Here is a 21,970-nt window from a genome sequence, read left to right on the forward strand (position 1 = left end):
AACTGCACGTATCGCTGTAGAAGCTGGCATTGCAGACTTCTGGTACAAGTACGTTGGTTTCGACGGTCGTATCATCGGTATGACAACATTCGGTGAATCTGCACCGGCTGACCAACTGTTCGAAATGTTTGGTTTCACTGTAGAAAACGTAGTGAACACAGCAAAAGAACTGCTAGCTTAATCGCTTAGTATTATCAGTTTTCTCTATTGCGAATTTGAAAACTGAAAAGCCCCGCTTCGGCGGGGCTTTATTTTATCTAATCATTTTTCAACAACGATTCAGCTAACTGGTTGGAATCACTTCTCTTCAAACTGAATAGCTAGTCGATAGAAATCTTGGACTTGCTCTTTCAACTGCTTACTGTTTTGCTCTACAGAATGTGTTGCCGCTAAGTTCTGCTCTGCTGTCGAAGCAATAGAATGAATGTGCTGATTTACGTCGCTAGAAAGCTGCAACTGCTTATTAGCAGAGTCCGCGACATTCACCATCAAACCACTCATGGTTTGCATCATCTGCTCGACTTCAGATAATCGCAATGCACTTTGCTCTGCAACATTTGAACAAGTGTCCGTTTGTTCTTTGTTGGCAATAATGTCTTTCTGCCAACCTTGAATCGTTGTAAGCATGGTTTCAATGGATGCTTTAATTTGCTCAGTCGCATTCGAAGTACGCCCTGAGAGCGCTCTTACTTCATCAGCAACAACAGCAAAACCACGACCTTGTTCACCCGCTCGCGCAGCTTCAATTGCAGCATTAAGTGCTAGCAGATTAGTTTGGTCGGCAATCCCGCCAATCTCTTCCATTAATTGGCTTACCTTTTGCGCTTGATCGCTCAATTGATAGGTCGTTTCCGTCGCTTTCTCAGCTTGTAAGCTAAGTTGCGCTAAGTTGGTATGAGTTTGGTCGATGGTCTCTTTCGCCATCAGACATGACTGCAACGTATCGTCTATCAGTAGATGCGCGTCGTTAGTGCTGGATGAAACTGAATTTGCAGACGCTTCCATCGACTCTGTCGCATCGCGAACTTGCCGAATGTCTATGTTCTGCTGAGTTAGCGCTGATGAAACTTCTGCCGTCGTGCTGCTAAGCTCTTCCGCGCAACTTTGTAAAGGCAGAGCTGAGTCCGTCATACGTCCTAACACGGTGCGAATACGGGCAGAGAGCATCTTGATATGGAAATCTGCAATCGAGAATGGTTTATTTCCGGAATACACCAGACGACTTACACTGTCGTACTGCGCTTGTAACCTTTTAAATTGCAGAGGCGTATCAACAAGTTCCTGGCGGAAGAGAACAGCTAAAACACCTGCCGGTAACAATGTCGTTAACCAAGCAAGAGGACCTTCAAGTGACAGAGCCAAGCTCGTTACTGGTGCTACTAACGCACCAAGAAGAATTGCATAGCGCAAGGTGTCATTTAACTTCAACGCCCACGCTCGACCGGATTTCTCTGCTTTTAGAAGCCCTTGGTACGCTTTAGAAGCGATATCCACCCACTCTCGCTTGGGCTTAACACGAACCGATTGATAACCCACAACTTGATGGCCTTCATAAATTGGGGTTACGTAAGCATCGACCCAATAGTAACCACCCGACTTCGTACTGTTTTTTACAATTCCGCGCCACGCTTTACCTTGTTTTAGGCGAGCCCACATATCACCAAAAGCGGCTTTGGGCATATCTCCGTGGCGAACGATATTGTGGTTTTGTCCGAGCAGTTCATCGTGACTGTATTCAGCAATTCTGCAAAACGCATCATTGCAATAAGTGATAACACCTTTGAGATCGGTGGTGGAGACCAGTTCGTCAGAATCTCCTACGAGGTTTTCTTGAGCTTTATTGGAAGTTGAGGCTGACATAGATGAGACTTCTATAGTTTTTATTAAATTGCGACAGGATATATACACGATTGTTATATTTATTACAAAATGCTAGAGAAAAAATCTTACCAATGCGACATTTAAAGCCCAAAAAACTCACTTAGATAACAATAATTAATCAATAATGTTACGGGTTGTGAGCTGATAGACAAAAAAGACCCAGCCTTAATAGCTGGGTCTTATAAAATTTTGAACTCAGTTTATGCAATTTGAGATTCAGAATTATTATTCATTTTAACAATAAAGATTGCCATCACCAATAAGACAAAAGGTAAGACGTACAAATTCAAATTTTGCCACCCTACTGTCGACTCCAACCAACCAGACAAAAGTGCAGTAATGGTGACGCAACTAAATACGAAGAACTCGTTGAACGCCTGCGCTTTGCTTTTATTTTTCACTTCATAGCTCTGACTAAACAAACTGGTTGCGGCAATGAACATAAAATTCCATCCAACACCAAGTAAGATCAACGCCGTACTGAAGTGCCATATAGATAACCCATGCATGTTAATTGCTATGCACGCGATGAACAGCACACCACCAGCTAAAATCATTTTCTTTGCACCGAATAGTTCAATTAACCGACCAGTAAAAAAAGCAGGCACAAACATGCCCAATACATGCCATTCAATAACCCCAGCAGCTCTTGTGAAATCAAACCCACAGCCAATCATGGCTAACGGTGTCGCTGTCATTAGTATATTCATCACGGCATAGGCAACCATCGCTGCTAACACCGCAATCATAAAGTTAGGACGATAAATAATGTCCTTGAGAGAGTCTGGTTTTGCATAGCAATTTTGCGTATGCGCCGCTGGAAATCGTATCGTCTGTAGTAAAACTAATGCCGTTATATACAAGACAATGAGTACAGCAAAAGCACTAATATAAAGCCCATCTGTCGACCACTTTTGCGAATAGATAGCGAGGTTTGGTCCCAAAACGGCAGCTAGCACCCCACCCGCCATAGAAATAGAGATCGCTCGATGCCTTGCTGATTCATCACACACTTCTATCGCAGCAAATCGATATAAAGTACCAAAACCAATCCCTACCCCTAGCAAAAAGGTGGAAGCACAAAACAAAGTAAAGTTTTGCAGAGATAGCGCATAGGTTGCCAACGACGCTCCAGCTATACCTATGATGTTACCTAAGCTAAAACCCAGACGGCGTCCCAGCTTTCCCATAATTAAGGACGCCGGGATCGTCGCAGACATTAATCCGAGAAACTGCAACGCTACTGGCAAAGTGATCATGCTTGAAGAAGGCGCAATTTGTTTACCGATAAGCGCAATGACAGAAATCAGAAGTATGTTCCCCGTCATCAATAAGGCTTGGCAAAGTGATAATAGCCAGACGTTTCTATTCATCTCATTCCTTGAGTGTTTTTTAATCTACCCAGACACCTTAACGGATTTAGGGCTAAAACACATGGGTTATGTGCGACAGGTTAAGCCATGAAATAGCTAACTACTCTCTACTTAAACTAAAAAAGCCAGCGAGAAGCTGGCTTTTTGTGAGTGTTATTCTCTCAGTTTTTATTTGGCACGACGCGCTTTTACTGCGTCGGATAGCTGACGTAGAACTGTTTCTGTATCTTCCCAGCCGATACATGCATCAGTAATCGATTGACCGTAAGTTGAAACTTTACCATCAACCAAGTCTTGACGACCTTCAACAAGATGCGACTCAATCATCACACCGAAAATAGCATCTTCACCGCCAGAAATTTGCTCTGACACATCATCAGAAACTAACATTTGGCGTTTAAATTGCTTAGAGCTGTTCGCGTGGCTGAAGTCGATCATCACTTTCTTAGGCAGACCGGCAGCATCCAGCTCATCCTTAATTTGACCTACATGAGATGCGCTATAGTTTGGCTCCTTACCACCACGCAGAATAATGTGGCAATCAGGGTTACCTGCCGTTTCAACGATAGCAGAATGACCGTACTTAGTGACTGACAAGAAATGGTGAGATGCGCTTGCCGAACGGATTGCATCACTTGCGATCTTGATGTTGCCATCTGTACCGTTTTTAAAGCCAACAGGGCAAGACAGACCAGACGCAAGCTCACGGTGAACCTGAGACTCTGTTGTACGAGCACCAATCGCCCCCCAACTGATCAGGTCGGCAACGTATTGCGGCGTGATCATATCTAGAAACTCGCTTGCCGTTGGAAGCCCCATATCAGTTAGATCAAGCAGAAGCTTACGTCCAATGCGAAGACCGTCGTTAAGTTTGTAAGTATCGTTTAGGTATGGGTCATTAATCAGACCTTTCCAACCTACCGTAGTACGTGGTTTTTCAAAGTAAACGCGCATCACAACTTCTAGTTGCTCACCGAGTTCATCACGAAGTACTTTCAGTTTTTTACCGTACTCTACCGCCGCCTCTGGGTCATGAATAGAACATGGACCAACAATCACTAGTAGGCGATCGTCTTTACCTTCAAGAATATTGTGGATGGCGTTACGACATTCAAAAGTAGTTGTGGAAGCAGTTTCGGTCGCCGGAAATTTTTCAAGCACTGCAACAGGTGGCAATAGCTCTTTTACTTTATTAATTCTTACATCATCAGTTTGAAACATTACTTCTACTTCCTAATTACTATCCAAGTCCCACTATTTTGCTCAAACTTTACTCACTGCAACATTGTTCACAAAGCAAGCAATAGTAAGGGCTGTGGGCTCATTTAATCGTGTCAATGCAAGTAACTTATCGACTTCGCAGACCGCTTGCAATCACTTTTTTAAAAAAAATGCAAATTAACTACTAATGTTCAAAACAAAACACAGCGTAAATTTTTATGTACACGGAAAGTTCAAAATTATCATATATTTTCCTGTAACTTTGAAAATCTTGTCTACAATGTAAGAAATATCAGAAGTTTGTGAGGTATTTGGCGACGAAAAGTGTAGCAAGATCTAAGATATTGTTGCTTGATGTTAATTTAAATGAATATTAAACTTATTTCTTATTGAACTAATTTCTTATAACTACCTAGTTTTACTCAAGTTGTAAAAACAAAGTAGAAACTAATATGCAATCAATACAAGGAAACATTATGAACAAAGTAGCAATTGCAGTAGCAGCAGTGGTAGCTGGTGGTTTAATTAACTCTGCTCAAGCTGAAATGTATATCGGGGGCAAAGTGGGCATGACTACGCTAGATGATGCTTGCTATTTAAACAGCCCTTGTGATGATGATGCTTTCGGTGCCGGAATGCACATCGGTTACGACTTTACCGATATCATTGGTCTTGAGTACGGTGTTGATTACTTAGGTGACTACGAAGCTAATTTCAAGTCAGGGGCTAATACAGTAAATACGATCGACGGTGATCTTTGGGCATTAACGCTTGCGCCTAAATTCAACTGGCATCTAAACGATACGTGGAACCTATTCGCGAAAATCGGTGGTGCTTACATGATTTCGGGTGACGAAAAAGATTTCGTTCCTACAGGTTCGCTTGGTGCTGAATACACTATCGATAGAAACTGGAGCGTTCGTGCTGAATACCAACGTTATCAAGATATCTCTGATGATGTCCTAGATGATATGGATGCAAACTTCTTTGGTATCGGTGTTAACTACAAGTTCGCAGCAGCACCTGTTGTTGCAGCAGTAGTAACAGAAGAAGTGGTTGCAGAGCCAGAACCAGTAATGATGACGAAGACGCACAAAGAAGAGTACGGTACAGGTACGTTTGAATTCGACAGTGCGAAGCTAACTGATTCAGTATCTGAGCGTCTAGACAACTTCGTAAACTTCTTGAACGAGTACCCACAAGCTCAAGTTGAAATCACTGGTTACACAGATAGCTCTGGTCCAGCAGCTTACAACCAAAAACTGTCTGAGCGTCGTGCTCAATCTGTTGCGGATTACCTAATCGCAGCAGGCATCGATGCTGACCGCTTCACAGTTACTGGTATGGGTGAAGAAAACCCAGTTGCAGACAACAGCACTCACGAAGGTCGCGAGAAGAACCGTCGTGTTGAAGTTGTCGTACCTGAGTTCCAATACGAAGAATTGGTACAACCAGAATAAGAGTTCCCGCTCTAATCTAGTCTAAGGGGTGCTTCGGCATCCCTTTTTGTTTACTTCAGCTTTACCCTTCACTCTTTATCAAACTCATTCAGTTTCTCTGTTCGCCCTTCTCCATCCTATCTGGTTCCGACTCTTATACTAAAGGCGACCTGATGGTACGCTCGATTAAATATTTGATTTCAAGTTTGGTGAAAAGTAGCAGTTTTCTCAAAGACTCATAGTTCATCGCTCTTGGTTCCAAAACCAATATACTCAAGTGATTCAACGACGCCGAATTCAGAGCATTGTCATCGCTCCTTTGATTACCGAAAGTAAGTAAGGAAAACAAGGTCGTATCATAGCCGGTTCTTTCCATGTTGTTTGACACAGTAATCGGGTCAATCACACGCTCCCGAAGGACGAGTTGACTGGGGTATAAACATTATTGGGAACGACAGCAGCAGACCCTAGTATTGCACCGTACAAACAAAAACTGCACCGGAGTTCGGTGCAGTTGTGAGCTTGCCCTTGCGTGGCTCTAGATCATAAAAACACACCAATATAGTGATCCACCAATAACGCAACAAACAGCGCCAATAAGTGATAGATGGAGAATTTAAACGTTTCCATTGCGCTATTTAATTCCGGTGAAAACTTTAACTTCCACGCGTGATACATAAAGCCAGCATTGAGGAGCAATGAAGAGAATAAATATACAGAGCCGACCATCCCCACCAGCACAGGCAAAATACAGACAAGCGTGAGTAGAATCGTATACAAAAAAATTGATGTCTTGGTGTACTCAATGCCATGAGTGACTGGAAGCATTGGGATATCCACTTTGCGATAGTCTTCGACACGATGAATTGCGAGCGCCCAGAAATGTGGCGGCGTCCAAATAAAAATAATCATTACCAATAGCCAAGCATGCGCGTGTAACTCTCCAGTTACCGCCGTCCAACCGAGTAGTGGCGGCATTGCGCCTGCAATCCCTGCAATCACAATATTCTGCGGGGTTGCTCGCTTAAGATACATGGTATAAACCACCGCATAACCTAACAAGCTTAAGAAGGTCATCCATGCCGTCAGTGGGTTGACCAATGTATGAAGCAACACAAACCCAATTCCCCCCAGAGCAGTAGCAAAAAGCGCAACAGACAAAGGGTTAGTATCACCTGAAGGCAAAGGTCGCTTGTGCGTACGAGCCATTCGCGCATCAATACGGCGATCAATCAGGTGATTAAACGCTGCAGCAGAGCCTGCCATTAGACCGATACCAGTAAGACCAATGGCAGCTTGTAACCAAGGAAAGTCACCAACAGGAGCTAAGCTCATCCCAACAATAGCCGTAATTAACATAAGAGCGACGACTTTTGGCTTTGTTAGTTTTAAATAGATTGACCCAATTTTTCTCTTACCACTTTCTAGAGGTAGCGCGATCTCTTTACTCATAGCGAACTCCTTTCGCTTGATGACCCCAACGAGCTTTACCCTGCCATAGGTAGAACTGACTAACGCAAATAAGTGTAAGCATAATGGCAGCACCGAGGTTGTGTGCCACCGCAACATAAATAGGGAGCTGGAACACAACGTTACTCACGCCCAATAAGATCTGACACACCAAGGTGAATCCAATCCAGATACCGAGGCGTTGGGAATGATGTGAATCTTGTTTTAATAGTAAGATGCAGTAAATCAACACCACGCATGCGGTAATAATGGCACCAATACGGTGGCTAACATGAATAGTCATTCTGGCAGGGTAATCTAGGACACCGAACTCATAGTTATCAAAACCTGTCTGCCAAAACGAAAATGCCTCTTTCCAAGACAAATAGCTTGTCCAGTTACCTTCACATATTGGCAAAGTGGTACACATTAATGCGGCATAATTTGATGATGTCCATCCGCCAAGCAACACCTGCAACAACACCACACCAAAAGCCATCAAAGAGAACGTTCTCACGCTCTTGGAAGAAGGAGAAAAGTAGAGGCTGTTTTTAGATTGTAATTGGCAGTAGAACAGCGCTTGAAGTGCAAGCAACGTAAAGCCGCCAAGTAGATGAAGCATAACTATCACTGGCATCAGCTTTAACGTTACCGTCCACATTCCTAATGCCGCTTGGCCCAAAACAAGAACGCAAAGCAAAACCGGAATTGTCGGATCAACTCGCTCTGCTCTCACCGCCATGATTGCCATCATCAGAATGACTAAGCCTAAAGTTCCAGCGAAGTAACGATGAATCATCTCTAACCACGCTTTTCCTTGCTCCACTGCTCGCTCCGGAAACAGAGCATTTGCCTTAGTAACTTCAACTTCAGTTTGGGGTACAAATAACTGACCATAGCAACCAGGCCAATCTGGACATCCCAACCCCGCATCAGCCAAGCGTGTATATGCTCCCAACATAATGACTACAAGAGTAAGACACAGGCTGAACTTAACCAAACGACTTAACGTCATATTGCACTCTCCCTAGCCTACGCGTGATAACTTCAATAGCTTTCGTAAGTCCGCCAATACATCTTTACTTAACCGCACCAAATCCTCGTTGGCTTCTGGCGTATAGGACATAACTAGCTGCCCGAGAGGGTCGACGATCAACATCTGCCCTGCTTTCACTCTCGATGACAACGAATCATTCATTTGCATCACCACAATGCTCTGGGCAACATTATTGGTCTCTTCCGAAGTCCAGATAACTGGCACCACACGCTCCTGATATTTACCTAATGCAATGTGGCTTTGTTGCATCAAATGTATTTGTTGTTGGCACTGTTCTTTACACTCCGGAGGCAACACATACGCTAATTGCCAACCTTTTTCGTCTAACGGTGATGGCTGACCTAATTGTTCGAGCGTGATATATGGCTCAACCAATTCACCTCGATTGGTTACCCCCGTTTCGTACCAACCTTGACTCAATACAACCTTGGCAATAATCGCGGGGAGCGCAAATAGACAAATCAGAGACACCAATACAATTCGTCCTTTCGTGACTGCATTTGTCATTTCTCACCTCCTTGTGAGCGTGGTTGTCGAATCCAACGAATAAAAATCAGGATTGTGATAAACAAAAATACGCCAGACATAGCAAACCATTGAAAAGAATAACCAAAGTGCTTTGCACTGGTTAACGGTAAGGGATTCCAAGGAAATGGGTACGACCATTGCGTTAGATTGTCAGGTTGAATGACCGTAGGCATTAACTCAATATTAAGCAGTTGGCTAAGTTGATTAATGTTGAGGTTTTGCACTCTTATCGTATCGCCCATTTCAGCCATTAGGTCTGAACTTAGTGGATTAGTAGATTTACGATACAAACGCCCTGTGATGTCATATGGCGTTGTCAGATATTCAACCTTCGGAAGTACGGCTCTGGATCTTTTCCCCTTCACAAATCCAAGTTCAAGCAGCGTCAGAGTCGCAGGATCATGAGACATCGATACGATTTGAAACGCTAGGTAACCCACTTCACCCTGATAGGTCTGGTTATCTAATAAAATAATTGGGAGTGGTTCAGGCGTCACATTTGCTTGTACTTTAACCCCTATAACACTTTCTTCTCGCCAATCGTTCTTTTCCAGTACTTCAGATATGTCCTGATAAGAAGTATTTTCCCTTGCTAAAATCGCTTGTTCCAAACGCTGCTTTTCATTACCACGTTCCAATTGCCAAAAGCCCAGTTTGACCAACAGAGAAAACACAGCCACAGTTAAAAAGACAGCAACCCAAACCCATTTCGATAATATCGACGACGAAACCGGAGGTGCCATGTCCACCGTATTTCTGTTTAAGTTAACGCTTGTCCTTTTGCTGCTTTTCATCATCTTTAACCTCGCAAAAGCGCTTATCGAAATGGTTCGCGAAGACCCAGAGGATTCATCGAAGAAAGGCAAACCAATGAGCCACTATCTCGGTCGTCGTGTCATGTTTTCTGCGTTAGTCGTGATTCTCCTTCTCGTAGCGTTAGGGGCAGGATGGATAGCCCCAAATCCTCGTCCTTACTAGCTTTACAGCACATAAACGAAAACAAATAAGCATAGCCAAACCACGTCAACGAAGTGCCAATACCAACTGCCAGCTTGGAATGCGAAATGGTCTTTCGGAGAAAAGTGGTCCTTGGCGATGCGGAATAACAGCACAATGAGGAAAATGGTACCGAGACAAACGTGCAAACCGTGAAAGCCCGTGAGCATAAAGAAGGTATTACCGTAAATACCGGACTGCAACGTCAGCCCAATATCTTGATAAGCGTGTGCATATTCAACGGCTTGGTAATAGAGGAAGAAGCCCGCCAAGACGATGGTGATTTCCAACCAGACAATCAGTGCTGTTCGTTTATCTTGCTCTAAACTGATGTGTGCCATATGTAACGTAATCGATGACAATAGCAGCAAGATAGTGTTGGTTAATGGGATACCCTGCCAAGGCATTGCTTGGGTCGTATCACCACCCGGCGTGGTGGTGAGTGGCCAGATTGCTTCGAAACTCGGCCACAATACCTCATGTGTCATTAAGTTATTATCTGCACCACCTAACCAAGGCACGGAAATCATTCTTGCGTAGAAAAGAGCACCAAAAAAAGCACCAAAGAACATCACTTCCGAAAAGATGAACCAGCTCATCCCTTGTCGAAATGAACGCGTGATTTGCGCACTGTACTTTCCGGTAAGAGACTCTGTGATGACGTTGCTGAACCACCCTGCCAGCATATAGAGCAAAAACAACATACCAATGGCGAGAATGATGCCGCCTAACGTACCAACCGCGCCATCACTTTGAGTACCTTGAACGGTCATTCCGGCACCGACAGCAACGAGGAACAGCGCAAAAGCTCCTACGATTGGCCAACTGCTTTGTGCGGGAACATAATAGGTCTCAGGCTTGTTACTCATAAGTTCTCTCCTTACAGACGCGCTTTGGTTTGCGGCGTTAAGGTCTGTTTCTCGCTCCCTGAGAGGCTAGCTGTTGAAGACTCGCCCGATTGAGGAGGAAATTTGTAGAGTGTGTAAGACAAGGTCAACGTATGAATTGAATCCGGCACTTCCGGCTCAATGTAGAAAATCAAAGGCATACTCGCTTGCTGCTTACCTTCCAATGGCTGTTGATTAAAGCAAAAACACTCGATTTTATTGAAGTAAGCTGCACCAGTACCCGGCGATACGGATGGCACAGCTTGCCCTACCAAATCTTCACCGCTCTGATTAAAAGCAAGATATTCGGTTTGAATCACTTCACCAGGGTGAACATCCATAAAAACGACTTTTGGTTTGAACTCCCAAGGCATGTCCGGGCTAACGTGCGCCATAAATTCCACACGAATCGTTCTGGTAATATCCGCCTGCATACCCGTCGGTTGAATTGCGGCCACATCACTGGTTTTACCATTAATGCCCAATGCATCGCACATGATGTCGTAGAGTGGCACAAGAGCAAAACCGAAGCCGAACATCAGCGCTGTCGCTAGCAGCAACTTGATAGTGAGTCTCTTATTGGATGAATTACTTGGCATCTCACTCACCTCACTCTTCGGTTAATCGACTTTTGGCGGAGTTGTGAATGTATGATGTGGGGCTGGGCTAGGTACCGTCCACTCTAAACCCTCTGCACGTTCCCAAGGTTTTGCCGTTGCTTTTTCACCACCACGAATACATTTGATGACTAGCCACAGAAAGATCAATTGAGACAGACCGAAGGCAAAGCCACCTATCGATACGATTTGGTTAACGTCGGCAAACTGGATAGCGTAATCAGGAATGCGTCTTGGCATCCCTGCTAAGCCCAAGAAATGCATTGGGAAGAACAACACATTGACCGAAATGATTGAACACCAGAAGTGCCATAGACTCAGCTTGTGGTCATACATATTGCCTGTCCACTTCGGTAGCCAGTAATACGCCGCTGCCATAATCGAAAACACCGCACCGGATACCAAGACATAATGGAAATGCGCAACAACAAAGTAAGTGTCATGGTATTGGAAATCCGCAGGTACAATCGCCAACATCAAGCCTGAGAAGCCACCTATTGTAAATAAGACAATAAAAGCAATGGCAAACAACATCGGTGTCTCAAACGTCATTGCGCCCCGCCACATAGTCGCCACCCAGTTAAACACTTTCACGCCAGTTGGCACTGCAATCAACATGGTGCAGTACATAAAGAAGAGTTCGGCGAATACTGGCATCCCCGTCGTAAACATATGGTGTGCCCACACTAGGAATGACAGTAATGCAATACTGCAGGTTGCGTAAACCATCGAATGATAGCCGAACAGTTTCTTGCCACTGAAAGCCGGAATGATTGCCGAGATAATCCCGAACGAAGGCAGGATCATGATGTATACCTCAGGGTGACCAAAGAACCAGAAGATGTGTTGGAACATCACAGGATCACCGCCACCAGCGGCATCAAAGAAACTTGTACCAAAGTATTTGTCGGTCAGAACCATGGTGACCGCACCGGCTAACACGGGCATAACCGCGATCAACAAGAACGCCGTAATTAACCAAGTCCAAACAAACATTGGCAGCTTGAACCAAGTCATGCCTGGTGCACGCATGTTTACGATAGTCACGATAACGTTGATGGCACCCATAATGGAACTGATACCCATGATATGGACTGAGAAAACAAACAACGCCGTACTATCAGGACCGTAAGTTGTGGAAAGCGGTGCGTAGAAAGTCCAACCGAAATCAGGGCCACCACCCGGTAAGAACAAAGAGCCGATCAAAATGAGGAACGCAAAAGGTAAGATCCAAAAACTCAAGTTGTTCATCCGTGGTAAAGCCATATCTGGAGCGCCAATCATCATTGGAATCATCCAGTTGGCTAAACCAGTAAACGCTGGCATGACGGCACCAAACACCATCACTAGTCCATGTACGGTCGTCATTTGGTTAAAGAACTGAGGGTCCACCAATTGCAGACCCGGTTGGAATAGCTCAGCACGGATGATCATCGCCATCGCACCGCCAGTGAGGAACATAGCAAAGCTAAACCATAAATAAAGCGTACCGATGTCTTTATGGCTGGTGGAATAAAGCCAACGCGCTAGCCCTTTTGGTGCGTGATGATGATCGTGGTCGTCTTCAATCGCAATGGTCGTGTTTGCAGTAGTTTGCGCTTCAGCAGGAGCAGACTTCACCGCTTTTTCAATTGGCTTACTCATATTTCCTCCTTGGCACTTTCTTGTGCCTTAAAGGCGTTAACATCGGATGCTTGAACGGTATCGCCAGTATCATTTCCCCAAGCATTACGTTGATAGGTAATTACAGCGGCAATTTCTTGATCGCTTAGTTGGTTAGCAAAAGCTTGCATGGCGGTGCCAGCTCGACCGTTCACCAATACATCGATGTGAGCAACAACCGGACCTTTGGCTATCTCGCTGCCTTTGATTGCCGGGAACGCGCCCGGAATGCCTTCGCCGTTCGCTTGATGACACACAGCACAGCGCGCGGTGTAAACCGACTCGCCTTGTCCCATCAAATCTTCCATTGAAAGGTCTTGCGTCAATGCTTCTTGGGCAGCCGCCTTTTGTAAGGCAATTTCTTGTTTCTTGTCTGCCATCCACTGGTCGAAATCATCTTCCGCCATCGCATGAACAACAACTGGCATGAAACCATGCGCTCGACCACAAAGCTCCGCGCACTGACCACGATATACGCCCGGTTCATCAATCTTAGTCCAAGCCTCATTAATGAAACCAGGGATCGTATCTTTCTTAACAGCGAAATCAGGTACCCACCAAGAGTGAATTACGTCATCAGAAGTCATTAAGAAGCGAACTTTACGGTTGATAGGCAAAACCAGCGGGTTATCCACTTCGAGCAAGTAGTGCGCCCCTTTCGCTTCGATGCCATCGATTTCTTTCTGGCTGGTAGCAAGTAGGCTGAAAAATTCGACATCCTCGCCGAAATAACTGTAGTGCCACTTCCATTGAGAGCCAGTGATCTTCACAGTAAGGTCTGATTGGCTGGTGTCTTCCATCGCCACCAGCGTTTTGGTCGCAGGAATCGCCATAGCGATAAGAATAATGACCGGAATAACGGTCCAGATGATCTCCACTTTAGTGCTTTCGTGGAAATTAGCGGCAACTGCCCCTTTTGACTTGCGATGTTTGAAGATGGAATAGAACATCACACCGAATACAACAAAAGCGATAGCGCAACAAATGTAGAAGATCAGCATATGTAATTCATACACTTGCTCACTGATCCCCGTAACACCTCGCGTCATCTTGTAATCACTCTGCTCTGACCAACTGGACGAAGAAAACGTGATAAAAATCACATTCGTTAATAAGGCTAGAGTAGTTGCTAATCTTTTCAAAAGATCTCTCCTCTGCTCAGCCGCTGCGCTTGCGCGAGCTTCCTTGCTTCCCGATGCAAATATCGAACAAATTTACGAAAAATCACAAAAACTACGATTTCAGCACTCTTTGTTATATTTATGTTAAAAGGCTAGTTATAGTTCAATAGTTCTTCAAGAAATTAACTGTGAATAAATTCCGTACAGACTGAAAAATAAATTCGGTTTATCGATTGCCCTCTTTGAAATGTAATTGAGAACCATTTACATTAATTAAAAGAAAACATTGGGACGCTTTTAAGCAAAGAAGTGTCTAAACAAGTAGGCTCCCCCTACTAAGGAAAGACGAATATGACAGTACAAATTACTCAATGGCTAGCACGAGACCCAGATCCAAAAACTCGTGAAGAGCTTCAACACCTAGTCGATACAAATAACGAACAAGAACTGACAGATCGATTTGGTTCACGCTTAGCATTTGGTACCGCAGGTCTGCGCGGTAAAGTCGGTGCGGGTCCAAATCGCATGAACCGTTTAGTGATTCAAGAGACAGCAACAGGTCTCGGTCACTATCTGATTGAACAAGTGAAAGACGCATCGTCTCGCGGTGTTGTTATTGGCTACGATGGTCGCCCAGATTCTAAACAGTTCGCACACGATACAGCTTCTGTACTTACTGCTTTGGGCATCAAGGTTTACCTAACCTATAAAGTAGCAGCAACGCCAATTGTTGCTTTTGGTGTTCGTGAATTAAATGCAGCCGCTGCTGTGGTTGTTACCGCAAGCCACAACCCACCAGAATACAATGGCTTTAAAGTGTACTGGGAAAATGGCGCACAGATTATTCCACCTCACGATTCTGGTATTGCTGCAAAAATCGATGAAGCAACAACAAAACCGCTTCCTCTGATGTCACTGGACGATGCAAAACAAAAAGGTTTGTTAGTTTGGCTTGAAGACGAGTACTACCAAACTTATCGCAAAACAATGAACGACAATGCCCTGCTAACACCGGACAGCAACACAGATATCTCGATTGTTTACACGGCAATGCACGGTGTCGGTGCGGACATGGCAGAAACGTTACTCGCAGACGCTGGCTTTAAAAAAGTCGCAAGCGTTCCAGAACAGCGTGAACCGGACGGTACGTTCCCTACCGTAAACTTCCCGAATCCTGAAGAAGCAGGCGCAATGGACATGGTGATGGCACTGGGTAAATCTGTCGATGCGGACATTGCTTGCGCGAACGATCCTGATGCAGACCGTTTTGCTGTGGCTGTAAAACGCCCAGATGGCGAATATCAGATGCTAACAGGTGACCAAGTGGGTTCATTGTTTGGTGACTACTTACTGCAAGGTCAACCAAATGCGCTTGTTGGGAATACCATTGTGTCTTCTCGTCTATTGAGCAGTATTGCGAAAGCACACGGCGCAGAATACTACCAAACGTTAACTGGCTTTAAATGGCTAACTAACGTAGCAATGACACAAGAAACTGAAGCGAACCCATTCCTATTCGCTTACGAAGAAGCACTAGGCTACACAGTAGGTAATAAGGTATGGGATAAAGATGGTTTGTCAGCACTGGTCGCTTTCTCTCAATTGACAGGTAAATTGAAAGCACAAGGCAAAACGCTGTGGGATAAGTTAGAAGAACTATACCGCCAACACGGTTTCTACTTCAACGCGCAGCGCAGCATTGCACTTGACCCTAAATCACCACCAATCGGTGACAAACTTCGCGCAAACCCACCGAAAGAGATTGCGGGTAAGCGCATCGAAGTCATTGAAGATCTGAAGTCATCACTTCGCTTCGTGACCGATGGTCCAACAGAAGCGATTAACTTGCCAGCAAGTGACGTACTGGTTTACCACTTAGAAGACAAATCACGTGTGATTGTTCGCCCTTCTGGTACTGAGCCTAAGTTGAAGTGTTACTACGAGGTAATCAGCGACTTCCCGGCTGAGATGGATTACGCGCAAGCTAACCAAGCTGCGGAAGCGAAAATGAACGCACTTATCGAAGCGCATCAACAAAGCTTGTAATTCGAGTTTGAAACATCGATTCTGTGACAGCTACAAATAGCAAAAGAGGCGCATCGAGCGCCTCTTTTTTATGCAATTCAAACCAAATCAAGCAATCTGTTTTTGCAGAAAATGTTTATCAATGCCTGCTGCTGGGTAGCCTGAATATTGCCCAACTTTTTCAAAACCCAATTTCAAGTAAAAATCGAGCGCTTGAAAGCTATAGGTATCGAGATACAAATGCGTGACTCCACGCGGTTTCAATTGCTCTTCCAGTAGAGCGATCAGCTTGCTTCCTAATCCCGAAGTGCGTGCCTCTGCATCAACCCATAGGTATTCAACGAACACGGTGTTATTGAACATCTCTCCCGTGAGTCCACCAATCACTTTACCCTCGTCATTACGGGCAAAACAGCCAATGGCATTTACATCCCCATCCGGTAGATGCATGTTGTTATAAGCTCGGATGCCATCACGGATAAAATCGAGATCGTTTTGTTCTGGATTGAGTTTAAATTCAAGTTTCATACTGCCACTCCTTGGAAATCAGAGTGATACTAAAACAAAAAGCCAGCGAGTGCTGGCTTTTGTTCAAAAATCTGATTGTTCCTACACACTACATCGCGAAGCTACTGAGCATCCACACCGCAAGGATAACGAACACCAAGCCCATTAGCTTACCTTGGTACATGCGGAATTTATCGTTTTCCAGCAACCCTTTGCCTAATGTCCCCGCCAATGCAACTAACAAAATATTGAATAGCAAGCCTAATACGTTTAGCAGCAAACCAAGCGCGAGCATTTGCTCACCCGACGATGCGGTAATGTTGCTAGAGACAAACTGAGGTAAAAACATAACGAAGAACACTAAGGCTTTTGGGTTCAGCAGGTTACTCATCAAAGCGCGTTGATAGTAAGTCGATGCCATCTTGTTTTTCTGGTCAAGCTCTGGTGCAGCAGAAACGTCCGCTCGTAAACAGTCCCACCCCATTTTGAGCAAGTACGCGCCCCCCAGTAGATGAAGCACTTTTAACGCGATTGGGCTCATGGCAATCAAGGTCGACACACCCATAGCTGCCAATAACGTTAAGATCACGCCGGATGTCGCGTTGCCTAAGCTTGCAAACAGACCAACTTTTTTGCCATAGCTCATGCTAGAGCTGGCAATCAACAACATGTCAGGTCCAGGCAACAAAAGAAGTGCAATAACAGCGGTGAGATAAACAGGGAGTACAGATAAATCGATCATGGTGGAACTGGCTTTCTAAAACAGGCGGCGGATCTTATACCAATGAATAGATAACAACCAGACCAAATATCTTTCTACGAAGCAATATTCAGAAAATACAAAAGGTTTAATGCTCAATTTAAAAACAATTAACCTTTTTGATGTTTATTTTTAATACCAATAGCAATTTTGTACAAAAATAAGCAGGATGGATCCGGTAGACTCCAAATGATGTGGTGCTACTGTTTACGCTTGAGCTATTTGGACCGAGATGAAAGAAAAGAATAAGGAAATCGCGACTTTTAAGATTGCTCAAGAGTTGGGCGGGTTAGAGCTGCTCGATGCAAAATACGAAAAACAAAACTTCTCTCGCCATAGCCATGAAGGCTACACCATTGGAGTGATTGAAAAAGGCGCACAGCAATTCTTTCGTACAGGTGGCAACCACATTGCACCGCAAGACAGTATCATTCTTGTAAACGCTGATGAGGTGCATAATGGTCACTCAGCGTCAGAAGGTGGCTGGGAATACAAAGCCATGTATCCCGTACCTGAGCAGTTTCAAACGCTTGGGGAAGAACTTGGCGCACCCAATGTCGCTCAGCCCTACTTCCCGCAGCCCGTCGTTTACGATCCAGAGCTCGCGAATCAACTGCGATTAGTGTTCGATACTCTCGAGAAATCCGATAACCGCTTATTAAGAGAGACACTTGTCTACGGCACACTGATCAAACTTGCCAGCAAGCACAGTACACATCGAGCTCCCCTTAAAGATGCAACCAAAGCGCAAAGGCAATTGCACCTGGTCAAAGAATTTCTTGAAGACTTTCCTCAAACCGATGTCTCTTTAGAAGAACTTGCGAAGTTAGCAGGGTTGAGCCCCTTCCACCTGTTGCGTGAGTTTCAAAAGCAGTTTGGCTTTCCGCCGCACGCGTTTCAGATTCAACAAAGGCTAAGAATGGCGAAAAAGCTGCTCAAGCTAGGACAAAAGATTTCCGATGTTGCTCAAGAATGTGGTTTTCACGACCAAAGCCACTTGCATCGTCATTTTAAAAAAGCCATGGGGGTAACGCCCGGGCAGTACATCAAGCACTGTTAGCAATTTTGTACAAGGCAGCATGCTTAGGTCAGCCTACCTTAACAGCATGTTTTTCTATTCAAGTTGAAGTTATGGATACTACTTTGCCAACTCATCAAGACTCAAAATTCTCACTCTTTTTACAAGGTACCATCGCAATGATGCCATTAAGCATCGCCGTACTGCCTTGGGGATTACTTGCGGGCTCATTTGCCATCGATACTGGCTTACACCCGCTGGAAGGTCAGGCGCTTTCCGCCATTCTATTTGCTGGCTCCGCACAACTTGTTGCCATGGGCATGATTAAAGCTGGTGCAGGCTTAACCACCATGTTGCTGACGACCTTTTTCATTACCTCTCGCCATTTTCTTTATAGTGTTTCGATGCGCAGTAAAATTTCGCCATTGCCCTTAAAGTGGCGTCTTTCACTTGGCTTCTTACTCACTGATGAGCTATTTGCCATCGTCGGACACCAATCCGATAAGCAATTTGATCGATGGTACGCCCTTGGCGCTGGATTAAGCTTCTACTTATTTTGGAACTTCGCAACACTTGCTGGCATCGTCGCTGGCAGTTTGATACCTGAATTGAATGAGCTCGGCTTAGAATTTGCCGTTGCTGCCACCTTTATCGCGATTGTGGTGCCAACGATAAAAAGCATTCCCGTGCTATGCAGTGTATTGGTAGCATTAGTTAGCTCAGTGACGCTGAATTATTACCAAGTGGAAGGAAGCTTGATGTTCTCGAGTATTCTCGCCATGTTGACGGGCTATTTGGTTGAACAGTTTACGACGAAAGCCCCAAACATTGAGAATACACCGGAGGAACGCCAATGATCTTTTTGTCTATCTTAGCCATGACAGCCTTGGTATTCACTAGCCGTTATCTATTTCTCGAACCAAAATTGCCGCTTAAATTGGGGGTAAGAACTCAAAAGATATTAAGCTACGCAAGCCCTGCAGTGCTCACCGCGATCTGGGCTCCTATCGTGTTTATGCCAGAAGGTGAACTGAGCGTCACATGGCAAAACCCATTTCTATTGGCTGCCCTATTAGCTGCTGCGATTGCATACCTCACAAAGAATGTATTGCTCACCACCATCGTAAGTATGGTCGCGTTTTTACTGCTTCGAATTTGGCTATAAGCTCGCGACTAAACAGCCAACCATTCAATCTCTAATAAGGTGATGTCTCCACACTTCAAACGTCCAAGGAAGACATCGCCTTGATGCACTTCACCCACGCCCTTTGGTGTCCCTGTCATCACGACATCGCCATCTTCTAGCGTTGTGTAGCTCTTCAACTCATCGAGAATGTTCATCGGTGGGTAAAGCATTTGCTTAACATGCCCTTTTTGAACATGAACACAGTTAATCAAAAGCTCTAAGTTGAGATCGTCAATATCGACACCTTGAAGAGAACGGAAACGGCTGAATACCGCTGAGCCATCAAACGCTTTGGCACGTTCCCAAGGTAATCCTTTTTCTTTGAGGTTAGATTGTAAACCGCGTTTGGTCAGATCTAAGCCGAGCCCAACCGCGCAGTATTGACCGTTTTTGATCACAAAGCAGATTTCGGCTTCGTAATGCAAAGGCTCTTGATGGAATGAGGTGAGTTTGGTTGAAACGGAAGTCGCCGGTTTATTGAACACTACCATTTGCTCTGGTACGGCATTATCTAGCTCTTGAATATGCTCAACGTAATTACGCCCGACGCACAGAACTTTGCCGACTTTGATTTTCTTCTCTTCAACCTGAACGACGCTCATTGCTCTTCCCTGCAAAACAAAAAACGCATAATAATCCAACACGTTACGTTGTTGACACTAGTTCTCGTTTCGAGGTGTTAAAAACAAGACATTCAGCCCGTTTTGAGTGAATCATCACTAAATTGAGCTTCGATAAGGTAAGAACCACAGACAAAAAAAAGCCAGCACGAAGCTGGCTTCCATAGTAACTAGGACAGGTTACTATTATAGGTAGTAACGAGCACCAAGTGCCCATTTGTCATCTGTTTTACGATCGTTTGCATCGTTTAGGTCGAACTGGTAGCCAGCGTAACCAACAAACTTAGGAGTGAAGTTGTATTCAGCCTGTACAGCCATCTCTTCACGAGCAGTTTCAGTTTTAGAGTTCTTAAATGTTTTACCTTCAACCATTTCGTAGTTAATGCTTAGGTTAAGGCTGCTTGGTAGTGCGTAAGCTAGTAGCGCTTCGTACGCATCGCTATCAACTAAGCGATCACCAGTAGTGCTGAAGTTCATGTTCTCGTTTGAGCCGTAAACTGCTGCAATGTATAGACCTTGACCGTATGAGCCGTACGCTGCAGATACTAGGTGAGATTCAGCAGATTCTTTGCTCACGCCATCTTTAATGTCGCCGCCAGTGTATGTGTAACCGATCTTAGCACCCATGATTTCGTAAGAAAGAGCTGCTTGAACACGGTCATCGTAGTTTAGAGAGGTATCAGCGTCTGTTTGAGAACCTTGCCAACCTAGACCGAAGTTGATTGCACCAGCTTCGCCCAGCTCAATCGCGTTACGGTAAGAAAGCATCTTGTCCGCACGACCTGTACCTAGGTTACCGTGATCGTCGTAGATAAAGTCGTTCGCAAACGCGATAGGCATATCAGCAACGCCAGCTACATCGTAGTAAGGTGCCCACTGAGTACCACCAACTGCACGACCGTAAACATCGTGAGTTAGACCTAGGTAACCAAGACGAGTAGTAAATGTTTCGTCACCACCATCTAGGTAGTTAAGAGCCCATTCACCGCGAGCGTCAGCAGTAAAGCCGTTGCCTAGATCCTGAGTTGCTGTGAAGTTGATACGTGGAGAGTTAGTACCTACATCAGTGTCACCTTGCTCTGAACCGTTCACGTTAATAGATACGTGACCGCCAACAGAGAACGTTGTGCCATCGTTGTTGTAAAGCTCCACTGCTACTGCTTGTGTACCGAATGTTGCTGCTGCGATCGCTGCTGCTAGGAATATTTTGTTCATTATAAAATCCATGTATTTATTCATTAGTTTATAAGTCAGTTTTATACAAAAGTAGATTGGGGCATCTTCTCCACCAATGTGCGTCACTTTTGATTAACAACTGCCAATCAATGTATTTCAGAAGTTCCCCAGAGCAGAGTGAAAAGATGTAATAAAAAAGAAAAATCGCAAACGTTTACCTTTTTTCTTTATACAAATTCTGAAAAATACACCCAAATTGGAAACAAATGCTTACATGTAACAACAAAAAGTCCAGCTAAATCATTGTTAAAACAAACAATGAAAATTTAAACATGAAATCTTGAATTACAATTCGAGAAGAAAAAAATGATTAGGATCTTTTTTAAAAATATGTCGTTCGGGAGTCATTAGAAAAACATAAAAAAACATAAAACCCCCTTTTTCTCT

The 21,970-nt window shown here is 44.5% G+C and carries 22 protein-coding genes; 7 read left to right on the forward strand and 15 right to left on the reverse strand.

Annotated features, from left to right (window positions below):
- Positions 1-181 (forward strand): transketolase-like TK C-terminal-containing protein (locus MHO32_RS13865; RefSeq protein WP_239212520.1); only part of this gene is annotated, 181 nt, incomplete at its 5' end.
- A 116-nt stretch (positions 182-297) separates the two neighbouring features.
- On the opposite strand, the gene MHO32_RS13870 is transcribed toward MHO32_RS13865, so the two are convergent.
- The 3 genes from MHO32_RS13870 to aroG all read right to left on the reverse strand — a co-directional run bounded on the left by MHO32_RS13870 (position 298) and on the right by aroG (position 4,475).
- Positions 298-1,860, reverse strand: coding sequence for a methyl-accepting chemotaxis protein (locus MHO32_RS13870; protein ID WP_009696364.1), 1,563 nt, complete (start codon positions 1,858-1,860; stop codon positions 298-300).
- Between the two features lie 221 nt (positions 1,861-2,081).
- Positions 2,082-3,254: an MFS transporter gene (locus MHO32_RS13875; RefSeq protein WP_239212522.1), complete on the reverse strand. Its 1,173-nt coding sequence runs from the start codon at positions 3,252-3,254 to the stop codon at positions 2,082-2,084.
- Between the two features lie 168 nt (positions 3,255-3,422).
- Positions 3,423-4,475 (reverse strand): 3-deoxy-7-phosphoheptulonate synthase AroG, encoded by a 1,053-nt coding sequence (gene aroG / locus MHO32_RS13880; RefSeq protein WP_009696367.1) that lies wholly within the window; start codon positions 4,473-4,475, stop codon positions 3,423-3,425.
- A gap of 476 nt (positions 4,476-4,951) precedes the next feature.
- Here aroG and MHO32_RS13885 point away from each other — a divergent pair, with 476 nt between their 5' ends.
- Positions 4,952-5,935 carry an OmpA family protein gene (locus tag MHO32_RS13885; RefSeq protein WP_005452383.1) on the forward strand — a complete coding sequence of 328 codons (984 nt, stop codon included), beginning with the start codon at positions 4,952-4,954 and terminating at the stop codon, positions 5,933-5,935.
- Between the two features lie 522 nt (positions 5,936-6,457).
- Here MHO32_RS13885 and cyoE read toward each other — a convergent pair.
- Genes cyoE through MHO32_RS13905 form a run of 4 tightly spaced genes read right to left on the reverse strand, consistent with a single transcriptional unit; the run spans position 6,458 to position 9,691 of the window.
- Positions 6,458-7,366 carry a heme o synthase gene (gene cyoE / locus MHO32_RS13890; RefSeq protein ID WP_239212524.1) on the reverse strand — a complete coding sequence of 303 codons (909 nt, stop codon included), beginning with the start codon at positions 7,364-7,366 and terminating at the stop codon, positions 6,458-6,460.
- Positions 7,359-8,378 carry a COX15/CtaA family protein gene (locus tag MHO32_RS13895; protein ID WP_239212526.1) on the reverse strand — a complete coding sequence of 340 codons (1,020 nt, stop codon included), beginning with the start codon at positions 8,376-8,378 and terminating at the stop codon, positions 7,359-7,361. The genes cyoE and MHO32_RS13895 overlap by 8 nt, the downstream gene beginning before the upstream one ends.
- Before the next feature lie 12 nt (positions 8,379-8,390).
- A complete protein-coding gene (locus MHO32_RS13900) occupies positions 8,391-8,927 on the reverse strand; it encodes a hypothetical protein (protein ID WP_009696370.1) in 537 nt (178 codons plus the stop codon).
- Positions 8,924-9,691: an SURF1 family protein gene (locus tag MHO32_RS13905; RefSeq protein ID WP_239212654.1), complete on the reverse strand. Its 768-nt coding sequence runs from the start codon at positions 9,689-9,691 to the stop codon at positions 8,924-8,926. The genes MHO32_RS13900 and MHO32_RS13905 overlap by 4 nt, the downstream gene beginning before the upstream one ends.
- On the opposite strand from MHO32_RS13905, the gene MHO32_RS13910 reads away from it, so the two are divergent.
- Positions 9,690-9,926: a DUF2909 family protein gene (locus tag MHO32_RS13910; RefSeq protein ID WP_005452392.1), complete on the forward strand. Its 237-nt coding sequence runs from the start codon at positions 9,690-9,692 to the stop codon at positions 9,924-9,926. The two genes, MHO32_RS13905 and MHO32_RS13910, sit on opposite strands and share 2 nt — an antisense overlap.
- Before the next feature lie 2 nt (positions 9,927-9,928).
- On the opposite strand, the gene MHO32_RS13915 is transcribed toward MHO32_RS13910, so the two are convergent.
- Genes MHO32_RS13915 through coxB form a run of 4 tightly spaced genes read right to left on the reverse strand, consistent with a single transcriptional unit; the run spans position 9,929 to position 14,252 of the window.
- Positions 9,929-10,813, reverse strand: a complete 885-nt coding sequence (locus tag MHO32_RS13915; RefSeq protein ID WP_005452393.1) for a cytochrome c oxidase subunit 3 — start codon at positions 10,811-10,813, stop codon at positions 9,929-9,931.
- An 11-nt stretch (positions 10,814-10,824) separates the two neighbouring features.
- A complete protein-coding gene (locus MHO32_RS13920) occupies positions 10,825-11,430 on the reverse strand; it encodes a cytochrome c oxidase assembly protein (protein WP_239212537.1) in 606 nt (201 codons plus the stop codon).
- 21 nt (positions 11,431-11,451) lie between these two features.
- Positions 11,452-13,092, reverse strand: coding sequence for a cytochrome c oxidase subunit I (gene ctaD / locus MHO32_RS13925; protein ID WP_005452395.1), 1,641 nt, complete (start codon positions 13,090-13,092; stop codon positions 11,452-11,454).
- Positions 13,089-14,252: a cytochrome c oxidase subunit II gene (gene coxB / locus MHO32_RS13930; RefSeq protein WP_239212539.1), complete on the reverse strand. Its 1,164-nt coding sequence runs from the start codon at positions 14,250-14,252 to the stop codon at positions 13,089-13,091. Before coxB ends, ctaD begins: the two co-directional genes overlap by 4 nt.
- A gap of 330 nt (positions 14,253-14,582) precedes the next feature.
- Here coxB and MHO32_RS13935 point away from each other — a divergent pair, with 330 nt between their 5' ends.
- Positions 14,583-16,277, forward strand: a complete 1,695-nt coding sequence (locus tag MHO32_RS13935; RefSeq protein WP_045486707.1) for a phospho-sugar mutase — start codon at positions 14,583-14,585, stop codon at positions 16,275-16,277.
- Between the two features lie 87 nt (positions 16,278-16,364).
- Here MHO32_RS13935 and MHO32_RS13940 read toward each other — a convergent pair whose 3' ends face one another.
- A complete protein-coding gene (locus MHO32_RS13940; RefSeq protein ID WP_239212541.1) occupies positions 16,365-16,784 on the reverse strand; it encodes a GNAT family N-acetyltransferase in 420 nt (139 codons plus the stop codon).
- Between the two features lie 88 nt (positions 16,785-16,872).
- The gene (locus MHO32_RS13945; protein ID WP_005452399.1) at positions 16,873-17,505 is read right to left on the reverse strand and encodes a LysE family translocator; all 633 of its coding nucleotides are present in this window, start codon (positions 17,503-17,505) and stop codon (positions 16,873-16,875) included.
- Between the two features lie 250 nt (positions 17,506-17,755).
- Here MHO32_RS13945 and MHO32_RS13950 point away from each other — a divergent pair, with 250 nt between their 5' ends.
- From MHO32_RS13950 to MHO32_RS13960, 3 genes are all read left to right on the forward strand, one after another.
- Positions 17,756-18,583 carry an AraC family transcriptional regulator gene (locus MHO32_RS13950; protein ID WP_239212551.1) on the forward strand — a complete coding sequence of 276 codons (828 nt, stop codon included), beginning with the start codon at positions 17,756-17,758 and terminating at the stop codon, positions 18,581-18,583.
- Between the two features lie 71 nt (positions 18,584-18,654).
- Positions 18,655-19,398, forward strand: coding sequence for an AzlC family ABC transporter permease (locus MHO32_RS13955; protein WP_239212553.1), 744 nt, complete (start codon positions 18,655-18,657; stop codon positions 19,396-19,398).
- Positions 19,395-19,706, forward strand: coding sequence for an AzlD domain-containing protein (locus MHO32_RS13960; protein ID WP_009696378.1), 312 nt, complete (start codon positions 19,395-19,397; stop codon positions 19,704-19,706). The genes MHO32_RS13955 and MHO32_RS13960 overlap by 4 nt, the downstream gene beginning before the upstream one ends.
- 8 nt (positions 19,707-19,714) lie before the next feature.
- Here the strand turns inward: MHO32_RS13960 and MHO32_RS13965 are convergent, their stop codons facing one another.
- Positions 19,715-20,329 carry a fumarylacetoacetate hydrolase family protein gene (locus MHO32_RS13965; protein WP_005452403.1) on the reverse strand — a complete coding sequence of 205 codons (615 nt, stop codon included), beginning with the start codon at positions 20,327-20,329 and terminating at the stop codon, positions 19,715-19,717.
- Between the two features lie 204 nt (positions 20,330-20,533).
- Positions 20,534-21,562, reverse strand: coding sequence for a porin (locus tag MHO32_RS13970; RefSeq protein WP_239212563.1), 1,029 nt, complete (start codon positions 21,560-21,562; stop codon positions 20,534-20,536).
- Between the last annotated feature and the right edge of the window lie 408 nt (positions 21,563-21,970).

Origin of the sequence: Vibrio sp. MMH1-50, from assembly GCF_022347645.1 — a bacterium.
GTDB classification, from domain to species: Bacteria; Pseudomonadota; Gammaproteobacteria; order Enterobacterales; family Vibrionaceae; genus Vibrio; species Vibrio harveyi.